The following is a 13,675-nucleotide window of genomic DNA, read 5'->3' as shown; positions in this document are numbered from 1 at the left end:
CAGAAAATTTAATGCTGAAGAAGCATACAATATACGGGTTTTGGCCAAACACTTTCATTCCACAGGGCGTTCGAAAGACAAATGAAATACAAGAGAGTAATAGTTTGGTTTAAAAATGACTTAAGGCTGCATGACCACACAGCCTTATTCTCGGCATGTAAAGAGTCCTCTGAAATTATTCCTGTGTATTGCTTTGATCCGAGACAATTTGGCGAAGTGGAATTGGGAATTCAAAAAACAGGGGCATTTAGGGCAAAATTTCTCCTCGAGGCTGTGGATAACCTTCGATCAAACCTTATTGGAATCAAAGCAAATCTTATAGTGAGGATAGGCAAACCCGAAGAAGTAATTCCTATTTTGGCTGAGGAACTTCAAGTAGAGGCTGTATATTTTTCAGAAGAAGTGACTCAGGAAGAAAAAAATGTGGAAAACACTCTTGAAAATGCCCTCTGGAAAAAAGGGATTCAAACCAGGTCTTTTTGGCAGAGTACGCTATTCCATATGGAAGACTTACCTTTTCCTGTAAATCAAACGCCTGAGGTTTTTACCCAATTCAGAAAAGAATGCGAAAAGTTCAGTACTGTAAGGAAGACTCTTCAAAAACCAGAAAAGATCAATTTCCCTGAAACAGAACTTGATTTGGGATATATTCCCGGGTTATCCACATTGGGATTACAAGAACCGATTAATTCCAAAAAGGGAGTTTTGCCATTTTCAGGAGGTGAGTCTGCGGGCATACAAAGGCTTCAAACTTATTTTTGGGAAAATGACTGTCTGAAGACCTATAAAGAAACCCGTAATGGGTTGTTGGGCCCCGACTACAGCAGCAAATTTTCTGCATGGCTGGCTTTGGGCTGTCTATCACCTCGGTATATTTATGAGGAAGTTCAGCGTTACGAAAAAGAAAGGAAAAAGAATGACTCTACCTATTGGCTGGTTTTTGAATTGATCTGGAGAGATTACTTCAGGTTTATCAGCAAAAAACATGGCAGCAAAATTTTTCAGGTTCAGGGCATAAAAAAACATGTGGATAACTGGAGAAAAGATGAAAAACTATTTTGGAATTGGGCTGAAGGAACCACAGGCATCCCATTTGTAGATTCCAATATGAGGGAACTCAATGCTACCGGATTTATGTCAAACCGTGGCCGTCAAAACGTTGCTTCCTTTCTTGTCAATGATCTGGGAATAGATTGGCGTTGGGGTGCCATGTATTTTGAGAGCCAACTGATAGACTATGATGTCTGTTCCAATTGGGGTAATTGGATGTATGTCGCAGGCGTGGGCAATGACCCTAGGGAAAACAGGTATTTCAATATCCTGAAACAAGCCAACAATTATGACAAAAAGGGAGAGTATATCAGGCATTGGATTCCTGAACTTAGCAAAATTCCGGGCTTTGATATTCATCAGCCGGATTCTATAACAAAAAACGAGTTGAGATCTTACGGCGTTCATTTGGGTGCAAATTATCCACATCCTATTGTGGCTTTCTCTATTCGGGAGAAAGGGGTGGCTGTTAAAAATTAAAGCTATCCCAGTTTCTTTAGAAATTCTTGGAGGATGATTAAGGTTTCTTGTTCAGCCTCAAACATCCCCATGTGGCCGACCTCTTGGAGTTCAAAGTAATCATCGGTATAGGGTTTGTGCATGCGGCTGCCCTCAATCTTGACCGCCCCATCCAAAACTCCTGCGATCATCAGCTTCTTCCCGTTGAAGTTCTTCCAAACTTCCATACGGTCTTTTCTGTCCCGCATCGCTGCCAAATAGCCAAGTACTCCTTTCTTGGAGCTTTTCTTTCCCAAGGCAGTCAATTCTTCAATTCTATTTTTATGGGTAATCCGATGCTGTTCGCTAAAAAGTGGGGGAACGAATGAATCTATAAACTTATACACACCATGCTTTTTGATAAAAGTGATGGTTTTGTTGCGGGTTTTCTTTTTTTCGGCATCATCGGGGAAAGCCGTGGAATGGAAAAGCCCTATCGCAGCCAAACCATTTCCCATCAGCTCGGCCAAAGCCAAGGTAATGTACCCACCCAAGGAATGTCCGATCACAGTTGGGTGGTAGATCCTGTTTTCTTCCATCCAGTCATGAAGCATAACCGCAACTTCCTCTAATGTTATGCTATCCTGTTGCAAAGGACTTTCACCAAAACCGGGTAGATCGATACAATAAACAGTATGGGTTTTGGCCAATTCCTGGGAAAAAGTTATCCACATTTCTTTGGATTCACAGAATCCATGGATAAGAATGAGAGGCTTGCCTTGGCCGAATGAAACAAAATTGATCATTTACTCATAATAGTGCTTCTACTAAAATATCCTCATCTAAATCCTCCCAACGAATCCCTTCTCCATCACCTATCAACCTCCATTTTTTTAAATCTTCTTTGTTTGAATCCCTTAATCTTGGAAACCATTCCAACGGAACACCAATTTCCCTTCCATCTTACAATAGGATAAACATCATTGATTCATTGAACCAAACATCCTTAGCTAAAGCAGATTTATTGATTACCAAAGTATTCATACGGAAATACAAAACAATTAAAAACGGATTAACCACAAAGTAACAAAGGATACAAAAGATCCTATTTGATATCTTTTGTATCAGTCAATAAAATGGCTGAAAGATTGAATCCGATTTTTGAAGTGGGATGTTTGGCCTTTTTTTATAATAACCTTGCGTCAAAATCAGAGAAAGACAAACGAAATTAAACCCACTAATAATTTTCGGCATATAATAAAACCGATTACTTTTCCACCACAGACTCTGCCATCTGCTTTACAGCATTTGCGATACCTTCAGGGTCAAAGCCGCACTCTCTGTGGAGCTCGATTTGCTCTCCATGCTCTACAATCCTGTCCGGGATACCAAGTCTTTTGACTTGTGCTTGGTAGCCGTTGTCCACCATCCACTCCAACACTGCGGAGCCAAATCCGCCCATCAGACAGCCATCCTCTACGGTCACTACTTTCTTGAATTTACCAAAAACCTCGTGCAACATGGCCTCATCGAGTGGTTTGACAAATCTCAAGTCATAATGGGCAGGATTGAATCCCTCTTTTTCAAGCATTTCGCAGGCAGTAATCGCATAATTTCCAATATGGCCAATCGTCAAAATGGCGACATCTTCACCTTCCTTGATAATTCTGCCCTGCCCGATCGGAATTTCCCTCAAGGGAGTTTTCCAATCCACCATCACGCCCTGACCTCTTGGGTATCTGATGGAAAAAGGTCCTTCAAATTTGGTGGCGGTGTACATCAGGTTTCTCAATTCCTCCTCATCCATAGGAGAAGAAACCACGAGATTTGGGATACATCTAAAAAATGAAATATCATAAGCTCCATGGTGTGTAGGGCCGTCAGCACCGGCGAAGCCCGCTCTGTCCAAGCAGAACACTACCTGAAGATTTTGTAGACATACGTCGTGGATTACCTGGTCATACGCCCTTTGCATGAATGAACTGTAGATATTGCAAAAGGGAATCAAACCCTGAGTAGCCAATCCTGCTGAGAAGGTAACCGCATGTTGCTCCGCAATTCCCACATCAAAAGCCCTGTCAGACATTTCTTTCATCATGATATTCATCGACGAACCGGAAGGCATTGCCGGGGTTACCCCCATAATTTTGTCATTTTCCTTTGCCAATTCGACTATCGTATGGCCAAATACATCTTGGTATTTCGGAGCTTGGGGAGTTGTAGGGATTTTTTTGTATATCTCACCTGTCACCTTATCAAAAAGTCCCGGAGCATGCCAAGTGGTTTTGTTGCCGGTTTCGGCCGGGGCATATCCTTTCCCTTTGACGGTGATACAATGAAGAATTTTTGGACCCGGGATATCCCTCAAATCAGCCAAGATTTCCACCAAATGATGGACATCATGCCCATCCACAGGACCAAAATACCTAAGATTCAAAGATTCAAAAAGATTGCTTTGTTTCAACACGGCAGATTTGATCGCTCCCTCCACTTTGGATACAATATCCTGGGCTGAAGAGCCGAACATTGAAATTTTGCCGAGCAAGTTCCAAACCTCGTCTTTGACTTTATTGTAAGTATGGGATGTGGTAATGTCAGTCAGATAATCCTTGAGTGCTCCGACATTAGGGTCTATAGACATGCAGTTGTCATTCAGGATAATGAGCATGTTGGTGTCCGAAACACCGGCATGGTTCATGGCTTCAAATGCCATTCCACCTGTCATGGAACCGTCACCGATGACAGCAACATGTTGTTTTTTGGTATCACCTTTATATTTTGAAGCTACAGCCATACCCAATGCCGCAGATATTGAGGTACTCGAATGCCCAACTCCGAAGGTATCGTATTCACTTTCCTTTCTTTTTGGAAAACCTGAGAGGCCTCCATAGAGTCTGTTGGTATGGAATTCCCCTTTTCTTCCTGTCAAAATTTTGTGGCCATATGCCTGATGCCCTACATCCCAAACAAGCTGGTCTTCAGGGGTATTGAGTACATAATGTAAGGCTACCGTAAGCTCCACTACTCCAAGGCTGGCGCCAAAATGCCCCCCATAGACGGACACGTTATCAACGATAAACTGTCTGAGTTCGTCACAGATTTGTACCAATTGGTCTTTAGAAAGCTTTTTGAGATCGGTGGGTGAATCGATCTTTGAGAGTAATTTGCCTGGTTTTATGATCATCAGCGAAGCGGTTCTTAATAAAGGTAATTAACATTTGTCAACCCCAATTGTTTTTCGATAATTTTTTGAATCCAGTCCGGATCAAGAAGGGTCTTTTTGTGCGCCAAATGAATAAATTACCATTATTTGGATATCTTTGGACAAGATTGAGGTGCAAAATTAAGAAAATAAAATAGTTTACAGTGAGTTTTGAAATCAAATTACCACTTTTCGAAGGTCCATTCGATTTGATGCTCTTTTTCATCGAACGGGATGAACTTGACATTTATGATATCCCGATTTCAAAAATCACGCAGGATTTTCTTGATTATATCCACCATCTGGAAAAAATGGAAATTGAGGTGGCAAGTGATTTTATCCTTTTTGCGGCCACATTGATGAAAATAAAATCAAAAATGCTGATTCCCCGTCCCGAATTGGACGAAAATGGGTCTGAGATAGATCCGAGGGAAGAATTGATCCGACATTTATTGGAATATAAAAAATACAAATCCGTCATCCTTGAACTTGCAAAACTGGAGGAAACACGCCTTGCAAAAGAGCAAAGAGGTAATGTAATGTCAGAAATCAAACAGCTGGCAAAGGCAGATGATGTTGATGCAGAGATGCAGGACTTAGATCTTTATAAGCTTTTGAAGGTATTCCAAAAGGTGATGTCCAAATACAGTTCTAGGACAGATGAAACAAAACATACCGTCATACAGTATCCATATACCATCGAGCAGCAAAAAGACTTTGTTCTCGAAAAAATGTTGCTAAAAAACCGGGTCCCTTTTACTGAATTTATCAGCTACAAGCCGGAAAAAATCTTTGTTATTTATACTTTTTTAGCGATTTTGGAATTATTACAATTATCTATGGTTACCATTACAATAGGAGAAGGGTTCAACAATTTTTGGGTAGAGAAGCAGGAAACGGTTCCTTCGGTATAGGATATGAAACTAGATAATAAGCAGATTTTTGCAACCCTCAACCCGAATAAGGTCTGGTTTCCGGTGATTATTGGTCTAGGCATTGTTTTTTTGATGTTTTATCTCGATCCGAGTATCAATGCACAAACCCTGAAGGGTGTTTTTGATGGGTCAATCTGGTGGATTTTGTTGGCTATAGTGGTTATTCTTTGCCGTGATATTGGCTACATGTATCGGATCAGGGTAGTCACGGATCAGCACCTGACTTGGTCTAGAGCCCTATATGTCGTCATCCTATGGGAGTTTTCTTCAGCTGTAACTCCCTCTGTAGTGGGAGGCTCTGCAGTAGCAATTTTCATTTTGAATAAAGAAGGAATCAAACTCGGCAAAGCCATTGCTTATGTGATGTTGACGGCTATTCTGGATAATCTTTTCTTTGTAATCGGTGCACCCATTATCCTGTATTTTGCACAGGGCAATATTTTCCCGGCAAGCAGGATGATGGAAATGAGACTTGGCAGAAGTCTTGAAGTCTTGTTTTGGATCAGTTATGGCCTTTATGCCTCCTATTCTTTGGTTATGGCTTTGGCACTATTTTACAAACCAAGGGTATTCAAGTGGGTTTTGTTAAAGATTTTTTCTATCAAATGGCTTAGAAAATGGAAATATTCGGCCAATGAATTCGGCAATCAAATCATTGAGGCTTCCAAGGAGCTGATTGGCAAAAACTACAAATATTGGCTGACCATCATAGGCGCAACCATATTTATCTGGAGTTCAAGATATCTTATGCTCAATGCGCTGATAGGTGCTTATGAAAGTTTAACTGTCAGTGAGCATGTGGTGATTTTTGCCAGACAAGTCATCATGTGGATCGTGATGATGATTTCGCCGACACCGGGAAGTAGTGGTACCGCAGAGTTCTTCTTCGGGCAATTCTTTGCAGAATTCTTGAATGGCTACACTTTCGTGACGAGTATTCTTTGGAGAATGCTTTCTTACTATCCTTATTTGATATTAGGAGCTATTTTCTTACCAAGATGGATCAAGCAGGTGTTTTTCAAAAAGAAAGAAGAGTAAATCCCAAATTCTTAACTTTATCCTATGATCCAATCTCTCACGGCACAACAGATAAGCGAATTGGTGAATGGGGAATTGATTTCCCATTCCGGTTCAGCGCTGGTGAGTTGGATTTCCATTGATTCCAGAAATATCCTGGAGCCGTCAAAAACACTTTTTGTAGCCCTCAGAGGGGCAAAATTTGACGGACATGAATTTATCACCCCTGTATATCAAGAAGGAGTGAGGAATTTTTTGATACAGAAAGGAATTCCTATTTCCGAATCCCTGACCAAGGACAGCACCTTTATCGCTGTGGATAACCCACACCAAGCCCTGCAGCAATTGGCAGCTTATGAGCGTTCTTTGTTTGCCGGACCATTGGTAAGCATCACAGGAAGCAATGGAAAAACCATAGTCAAAGAATGGTTAGGGCAAGTTTTGGGACAGAAATATGCGGTTGCAAAAAGCCCCAAAAGCTACAACAGTCAAGTAGGAGTACCGCTTTCAGTTTTTGGAATCGAGCAAAACCATCAGGTAGCCATCATGGAGGCCGGAATCTCCAAACCTGGAGAAATGGAAAAACTGGCGGCAATCCTTCGGCCTCAGATGGGGATTTATACCAATATCGGAACTGCCCATGAAGAAGGTTTTGAATCGATGGAACAAAAACTGGCAGAAAAAGCAAAGCTGTTTGTCCAAAGCGAATTCATCATTTACCGGAAAGACCATCAAAAAATCCATGCGCATCTTTCCTCCAGATTTGCCGAAAAACAACTCATTTCTTGGTCAGATACTTCAGGAGCAGACTACACACTTTCAGTCAAAAAGGAATCAGACCGATCCAAAATCCTGCTGATGAAACCCGATTTGAGCGTTTTTACTTTTTCTGTACCCTTTGGAGACCAGGCTTCTTTGGAAAATATCCGCCATGTGATTATAGCAGCTCTTTCATTGGGACTTGAAGAGTCATTGATTCAGGAAGGCCTCAACCACCTGAAAGCTGTCGAGATGAGGCTTACCCTGAAGCCGGGGATCAACGATTGCCTGATTATCGACGATACGTATAACAATGACTTAGCCGGATTGAGATTGGCTTTGGATTTTATGGCTGCCCAAAGGCCAAAAAGGAGAAAAGTCCTGATTTTATCAGATATGCTTCAGGTAGGAAATGTAACTGAAGTCTACAAAGAAGTCGGGAATCTTCTTACCCATTATCAGATTGATTTTCTGATCGGTGTCGGAGAAAAAATCACCTCTTTAAAAGATAGCTTTGAAGGAAAAGCAGTCTTTTTTGCCGATACTGAAACCCTGCTTCATCATGTCTCGCAAGAAGATTTTGAGAATGATTTGGTATTGGTGACTGGGGCGCGGAAATTCGGATTTGAGGTCATTGTCAACAGGCTGCAGCAAAGGATTCATGGGACGACTTTAGAGATCAACCTGAATGCGCTGACACATAATTACAATTTTTATAAAACCCAGCTTCTTCCCTCTACCAAAGTCATGGTTATGGTGAAGGCATTTGCTTATGGCGGTGGTGCAGCCGAAATCGCCAATCACCTCCAACAATTACGTGCAGATTACCTTGCTGTGGCCTATACTGACGAAGGCGTCGCCCTGCGGGAAGAAGGAATCCAATTGCCGATTATGGTACTCAATCCTGTTCAGGAATCATTTATCCACCTGGAAAAATTTGATCTAGAACCAGTGGTCTACAGTCCTGATTTTTTTCAGCAGTTGGGAAAATTCTGCCAAAATAGAGCTATCCACATGAAGATCCATTTGGACATGGATACCGGCATGCACAGGCTTGGTTTTGAACCCGAGCATATTCCACGGTTGCTTTCCTTGATCCAAAGTTATCCACAATTGGAGATTAGGAGCATGTATACGCATTTGGTAGGAGCTGATGAAGTTATTCACAGGGATTTTTCTTTGGAACAGCTTCGCTCCTTCCTCAGTATGTGCGAGGCCATCAGTTCCAACTTGGATTATAAACCACTGCGTCATGCCCTTAATTCGGCAGGGATCATCCAATTTCCCGAATACCAAATGGACATGGTCCGATTGGGAATCGGATTATATGGCGTCGAGGTCTCTGGAAAATTTGAATCCCATCTCAAATCTATCAGTACGCTGAAAACCACCATTTCCCAAATCAAATCCGTCCCGAAAGGGCAAAGCATCGGGTACAGCAGAAAGGGAATCATGGAAGAAGACGGTAAAATCGCCACCATAGCTTTGGGATATGCAGACGGCTATGACCGTAGGTTCAGCAACGGCAAAGGTTTTGTCCTCGTCCATGGCAAAAAAGCCCCTGTCATCGGGAATGTCTGCATGGACATGACCATGGTCAATATCAGCGGTATTGAGGCCAATGAAGGAGATGAAGTGATTATCTATGGGCCGGGAATCTCCCTGAAAGAACTTTCCGAAAGAATAGGAACCATCCCCTATGAGTTGCTCACCAATATCAGCAGCAGGGTTAAGCGGGTGTATTATCTGGATTGAAGTTCTTAGATAGCTGGTTGTTAAGATTCGTCATCGATATAATAGATTTTCTTAACAATTGGAAGCTTATAGATGTCTACTCCTGAAAGAGCATAATTGAATGCCAAGTGCTGAAAATATCGGATAATATTTTCTTCGGCCGATGATTTTATGGCTTGATCAACCATCAGTTCAAGATCTTTCTCCTCATCAATATAATATATAGGGATTTTAGATGTGGTTTTCATGAATAATCTGTCTAAACCAAATTTAGATAGATATTTTAGTATTCAAACCATTTGTTTTTGCCAAACGCCTTCAACCAATCCCACAACCAAAATTATTTTTTGCTTTTTATAATATGCTATTCCATCCTTACCGCAATCACCACAGCGGAAAGCACGGTTAGACCTCCAATGGCCAAAATCGAAATATCAATGCCGTATGAATCTGCGATCAGGCCTGTAATGATCGCCCCGATGGCGTAACCCAAATCCCTCCACAACCGAAATATCCCTATACTTTTGGCCCTGTCCTGAGGATGTGTATTTTCCGCAACGGTGGCGAGAAATGTCGGATAGACCATGGCAGTTCCCCAACCCAATACTGCAGACAAAAGCACATAATGGTTCATGCTTTCTGCAAAAAAGAATAAACCCAATGCGATGCCTTGCAGTAGCATTCCGGTAAAGAGCAGGTACTTTTTATTGAAAATATCTGCCATTCTCCCGGTAAAGAGTTGTCCGAATCCCCAAACTGCAGGATAAACGGCGGTGACGACACCTATTTGTTCCAGATCGAATCCTTTGGTTGCAAGTAATATTGGAAAAATCCCCCAAGCCATCCCGTCATTGAGGTTATTGATCAAACCGGCCTGCGTGACAGCGCCCAGGTTTGGGTGTTTCCAGGTGGTTTCCCAAAAAGGATTTTTCAATTTTGGAACATTAGAAAGTGAATTCTCAGCTTCTACATGCTTCCGTGTGTCTTTGACAAGGAAAATGGAGCCAGCCAAACCCAATAGAGAAAGTCCAATTCCAAGGTAAAAGGGATAAGGCCTCAAACCATATTCTGCCGCAATATATCCTGTCAAAAAAGCAACCAAAGCCACAGCAAGATATCCGGCAAATTCATTCAACCCCATGGCAAAACCCCGCTGTTTTTCCCCAACAAGGTCAATTTTCATGACCACAGTACTGCTCCAAGCCAATCCTTGATTGATCCCAAGCAGGATGTTTGCAGCGACTATCCAGTTCCAACTTGGAGCAAACATCAGGATAAAGGGAACCGGAACTGCAAACAGCCAACCGATGGTAAGCAGATTTTTTCTCCCTACTTTATTGGCAAAAACTCCGGCAAAGTAATTGGTGATGGCCTTTACAATTCCAAAAACTATAATAAAGGATAGTATTGCCGTCTTGGCTGCAATGTGAAATTCCTGTTCGGCAATCTGTGGCAGAATGCTCCGCTCCAGGCCCACCATTCCGCCTACAAAGGCGTTGATGATGACCAAAAGTGTAAATTGCTTCCAGTTTTCTCTGAGACCTAGTTCTATTTTTTTCACTTCCCCTCCATTTGACCACACAAAATTCGGTGAGGCCAGGGTCGATTCCTTTTACAAATGTTAAAAAATCAACGCTGGGCGCGGATCCGGCTGAGGCTGACTTGCGTGATACCTAGGTAAGAAGCGATGTACTTTAAGGGAATTCTTTTCAAAAAATCGGGGGATTCCTGGGTCAGGGCATGATACCTTTCTTCCGCACTGTGAAACTGTAGGCTCTCAATCCTGTTGACAGTTTCGACATAGGCAGATTCAAAGATTTTGCGGAAAAGGCGTTCTATGTCCGGGAATTGATCATAAAGGTCAAACAGTAAGGGGGAACTGATTCCGATAAAATCCGAATCTTCCAAAACCTGAATGCCTTTTCTACTCGGCTTTCCTGTAAAGAGGCTTTCTACCCTCGCAATCAGGGAGTTTTCGAAGGCAAAAGATTCAGTGATGTCTGTTCCGTCTTTGTAATAGTAGATCCTTGCGATTCCTTTTTTGACAAAATAAATGGTGCGGCAGGTGTGGCCGATGGATTGGAGGTCTTTGTTTTTGGGAATTTTGGAAAGGCTACAAATGGCTGATATTGCTTCTTTAGCCTCCTGCGAAATCCTGTGAAAAGGATCAAAATAATCAAACAGGGGTGAATAATCTATCGGGAAGTGGGAGCTTTGATCTGTCATTGGGAAATTAAATTTACATCCATTGAACTTTAAACACACATTATATCCATCCGGCACCAAGCGCCACTGAAACCATAATCAACAGTATTGCAACTGTCACTTGTAGGAATTTTAAAGTGACTTTTTTCAATAATTTGTTTCCCAAATATGCCCCTGCAATGGCTGAAAGTGTGGCAAATAGCACGACTGTGAGGTTATCTGTCAAATCTGAACTCACAAACCTTGTCGCATATACCCCGAGTCGCGTTAAGTCCACAAATGTGGAAACCACCACTGCTGTTCCTATAAACGCCTCTTTGGACAATCCTGCCCTGATGAGGAAAGCAGCCCTAAGTGCGCCCTGATTTCCTGATAATCCTCCAAAAAACCCACTCAGAAACCCACCTAAAGGGAGTTTTTCCTTACCAAATTGAAGTTTTTGAAAATAGGGTATCAAATCCATGGAGGCAAAAACGATCAGCAACAATGAAATAATAAATTTGACGGGATAGACTACGAAGACTTTCCCAAACAAACTATAGGAAAACAAAGGAGAAAGGTCTGTAATCTGAAGCAAGAGCCAAGAACCCAAAAAAGCGGCAATGACTGCAGGAATACCAAAGCGGATCAAAACTTCCTTGTCTGCATTTTTCCCGACCAAAAACAACTTAAATATATTATTGAAAAAGTGTACCACCCCGGTCAATGCGATGGCAAGGTCCACCGGAAAGAAAACCATAAAGACTGGTGTCAAAATCGTCCCCAATCCAAACCCCGAAAAGAAAGTCAGGATGGCAGTCAGAAAAGCGGTTAGAGAAATGAGGAAGATGTCCATGGCTAAGTTTCGAAACCCAAGGTAAAGAGAAGCTTCAAAATGACAATAGGTAGTCAGTCCACTATTTATCGGTGTTGCTTGGTGGTTTACTCGGAAGATCAAAAATCCAAAAAGATCTGCCCCAAATGGTGATTTTACCTTGATTCTAAATGGTAAAATGGTTCATTACCAAACATGTGTCCCACGGTTTTAAAATTCATAATCAATTAATTCCTTTTTTCTACAAGCCTGATTTGGTACATTTACATAATGTAAGCACTTGAAAACCAAATTTGACTTTGTAGGAACGTCGACCTCTCATTACTTTTTTTAGCTTACCGGTACTCCTCCAACACATATTGCCACCATTGGATTTGCTGATTTTATTGCAAAAACTATGTTGAATGCCCAGTAATTGACATAATTGATAATAGCATTTCCATCGTTACAAAAAGAATCATCATGAACTTAGCACCTGTTGAAGAATCAATCGAAGAGCTTATCGAAGCAGATACGGCCAATATCCTGTTTGCATCATTTGAAAAAAATGATCTTGACACAACCATCTTGGACAATTCAGGGCTTGCCTATGATCAGATTCTATTGGACGGAGGAAAAGACAACGCTAATCCGGTATTCAATTTCATGACCCTAAAGCCAGCACTTGACCACGCCACAGCTTCTGATTTTAGCCTGATTATTGGGACTGATTCCAAAAATGAAAGAATTACCCTCGCTGTCAAGAAAGACGAAAAAAGCGGATTTGTGATCCTCAACAGCCACCAACTCGCAGCCATACTCCTGAATATCTGGAAAGAGTCCGGAAAATATGAGGATTTGGTCTGCTTAAAATCCATACACACTTCCGATTTGGTAGAATATATGGCCATCAAATCCGGATTGAAATTTCAAAGTGAAATAATTGAACCGGGAGAGCTGAGGAACAGCCTCACGGAAATACAAAAGGCATATCCCAACAGTCCTGTTTGTGCTTTCAATATCGACCAACAGGTCTGTCATTCGGTGCTTGATTTTTCAGGAATCATTTTGGAAATCGCCCAAAAAGAAAATGAATTGAAAGCTTCAGGACAGACATTCTTTGATTACCTGATGGGAATTTACCATGAATTTGGATTCTATAAGGAAAAAACCATCACTGTAGATTTGAATACTGACGCGCAGCGTTCCCATTTGCTGTCGATCATGGATAACCTCAGAAAAAATCCAAAGTCGCTCGAGTCTACTTTCCCGCTGAACAGTGTGACGGATTATAAGAAAGGCGTGAAGTTCAATATCCTTACAGACAAACTGAACTCATTCGCCGGAAGCACAGAGAATATTCTGAAAATCGAATCCGCCAATAACCTTTCGGTAACCTTTGCACCTTCCAAAACCAAAATGGTCTATTACATCAGTATCAAAGGTGGATTTATTTCCAAAGAAAAATATGTCTTGAGAAACAAAGAAATGGATGCCGAAATCCTTCGCGTAATCCAGATGTTCAACAGAGGTCTCTGATCA

At 41.7% G+C, this 13,675-nt stretch carries 12 protein-coding genes; 5 read left to right on the top strand and 7 right to left on the bottom strand.

The genetic code is table 11. The annotated features are described in order from the left end of the window. The first annotated feature begins 81 nt into the window (after positions 1–81). Complete coding sequence (locus MMU05_RS15515) at positions 82–1,530, top strand: DASH family cryptochrome (RefSeq protein WP_241142592.1); 1,449 nt, start codon at positions 82–84, stop codon at positions 1,528–1,530. 2 nt (positions 1,531–1,532) lie between these two features. Here MMU05_RS15515 and MMU05_RS15510 read toward each other — a convergent pair whose 3' ends face one another. The 3 genes from MMU05_RS15510 to dxs all read right to left on the bottom strand — a co-directional run bounded on the left by MMU05_RS15510 (position 1,533) and on the right by dxs (position 4,672). Then, positions 1,533–2,294 carry an alpha/beta fold hydrolase gene (locus MMU05_RS15510; protein ID WP_241142591.1) on the bottom strand — a complete coding sequence of 254 codons (762 nt, stop codon included), beginning with the start codon at positions 2,292–2,294 and terminating at the stop codon, positions 1,533–1,535. A gap of 4 nt (positions 2,295–2,298) precedes the next feature. Further along, positions 2,299–2,439: a DUF2442 domain-containing protein gene (locus tag MMU05_RS23165; protein WP_418884477.1), complete on the bottom strand. Its 141-nt coding sequence runs from the start codon at positions 2,437–2,439 to the stop codon at positions 2,299–2,301. A gap of 316 nt (positions 2,440–2,755) precedes the next feature. Beyond that, positions 2,756–4,672, bottom strand: coding sequence for a 1-deoxy-D-xylulose-5-phosphate synthase (dxs, locus tag MMU05_RS15500; protein WP_241142589.1), 1,917 nt, complete (start codon positions 4,670–4,672; stop codon positions 2,756–2,758). A gap of 182 nt (positions 4,673–4,854) precedes the next feature. Between dxs and MMU05_RS15495 the strand changes: the two genes are divergently transcribed. Genes MMU05_RS15495 through MMU05_RS15485 form a run of 3 tightly spaced genes read left to right on the top strand, consistent with a single transcriptional unit; the run spans position 4,855 to position 9,156 of the window. Continuing rightward, positions 4,855–5,604: a segregation and condensation protein A gene (locus MMU05_RS15495; RefSeq protein WP_241142588.1), complete on the top strand. Its 750-nt coding sequence runs from the start codon at positions 4,855–4,857 to the stop codon at positions 5,602–5,604. 3 nt (positions 5,605–5,607) lie between these two features. Next, positions 5,608–6,663 carry a lysylphosphatidylglycerol synthase transmembrane domain-containing protein gene (locus MMU05_RS15490; RefSeq protein WP_241142587.1) on the top strand — a complete coding sequence of 352 codons (1,056 nt, stop codon included), beginning with the start codon at positions 5,608–5,610 and terminating at the stop codon, positions 6,661–6,663. A 24-nt stretch (positions 6,664–6,687) separates the two neighbouring features. After that, positions 6,688–9,156 carry a bifunctional UDP-N-acetylmuramoyl-tripeptide:D-alanyl-D-alanine ligase/alanine racemase gene (locus MMU05_RS15485; protein WP_241142586.1) on the top strand — a complete coding sequence of 823 codons (2,469 nt, stop codon included), beginning with the start codon at positions 6,688–6,690 and terminating at the stop codon, positions 9,154–9,156. Positions 9,157–9,176: 20 nt separating this feature from the next. On the opposite strand, the gene MMU05_RS15480 is transcribed toward MMU05_RS15485, so the two are convergent. The 4 genes from MMU05_RS15480 to MMU05_RS15465 form a co-directional block, all read right to left on the bottom strand. Further along, entirely contained in the window at positions 9,177–9,383 is a 207-nt protein-coding gene (locus MMU05_RS15480) for a hypothetical protein (protein ID WP_241142585.1), read from the bottom strand. Between the two features lie 116 nt (positions 9,384–9,499). After that, a complete protein-coding gene (locus MMU05_RS15475; RefSeq protein WP_241142584.1) occupies positions 9,500–10,696 on the bottom strand; it encodes an MFS transporter in 1,197 nt (398 codons plus the stop codon). 68 nt (positions 10,697–10,764) lie between these two features. Beyond that, positions 10,765–11,361, bottom strand: a complete 597-nt coding sequence (locus MMU05_RS15470) for a Crp/Fnr family transcriptional regulator (protein WP_241142583.1) — start codon at positions 11,359–11,361, stop codon at positions 10,765–10,767. 40 nt (positions 11,362–11,401) lie between these two features. Then, positions 11,402–12,175, bottom strand: coding sequence for a sulfite exporter TauE/SafE family protein (locus MMU05_RS15465; RefSeq protein ID WP_241142582.1), 774 nt, complete (start codon positions 12,173–12,175; stop codon positions 11,402–11,404). Between the two features lie 441 nt (positions 12,176–12,616). Here MMU05_RS15465 and MMU05_RS15460 point away from each other — a divergent pair, with 441 nt between their 5' ends. Next, a complete protein-coding gene (locus MMU05_RS15460; protein WP_241142581.1) occupies positions 12,617–13,672 on the top strand; it encodes a hypothetical protein in 1,056 nt (351 codons plus the stop codon). The last annotated feature ends 3 nt before the right edge of the window (positions 13,673–13,675 follow it).

The sequence above is a fragment of the Cognataquiflexum rubidum genome, from assembly GCF_022538115.1.
GTDB classification, from domain to species: domain Bacteria; phylum Bacteroidota; class Bacteroidia; order Cytophagales; family Cyclobacteriaceae; genus Cognataquiflexum; species Cognataquiflexum rubidum.
The sequence above is the reverse complement of the archived record's forward strand: the minus strand, read 5'-3'. Positions and strand labels throughout refer to the sequence as shown.

What these genes read in the sequence shown, in the direction of transcription:
- MMU05_RS15515 (WP_241142592.1), top strand. Translation starts at nt 82, where the DNA reads ATGAAATACAAGAGAGTAATAGTTTGGTTTAAAAATGACTTAAGGCTG.
- MMU05_RS15510 (WP_241142591.1), bottom strand. Translation starts at nt 2,294, where the DNA reads ATGATCAATTTTGTTTCATTCGGCCAAGGCAAGCCTCTCATTCTTATC.
- dxs (WP_241142589.1), bottom strand. Translation starts at nt 4,672, where the DNA reads ATGATCATAAAACCAGGCAAATTACTCTCAAAGATCGATTCACCCACC.
- MMU05_RS15490 (WP_241142587.1), top strand. Translation starts at nt 5,608, where the DNA reads ATGAAACTAGATAATAAGCAGATTTTTGCAACCCTCAACCCGAATAAG.
- MMU05_RS15485 (WP_241142586.1), top strand. Translation starts at nt 6,688, where the DNA reads ATGATCCAATCTCTCACGGCACAACAGATAAGCGAATTGGTGAATGGG.
- MMU05_RS15480 (WP_241142585.1), bottom strand. Translation starts at nt 9,383, where the DNA reads ATGAAAACCACATCTAAAATCCCTATATATTATATTGATGAGGAGAAA.
- MMU05_RS15470 (WP_241142583.1), bottom strand. Translation starts at nt 11,361, where the DNA reads ATGACAGATCAAAGCTCCCACTTCCCGATAGATTATTCACCCCTGTTT.
- MMU05_RS15465 (WP_241142582.1), bottom strand. Translation starts at nt 12,175, where the DNA reads ATGGACATCTTCCTCATTTCTCTAACCGCTTTTCTGACTGCCATCCTG.
- MMU05_RS15460 (WP_241142581.1), top strand. Translation starts at nt 12,617, where the DNA reads ATGAACTTAGCACCTGTTGAAGAATCAATCGAAGAGCTTATCGAAGCA.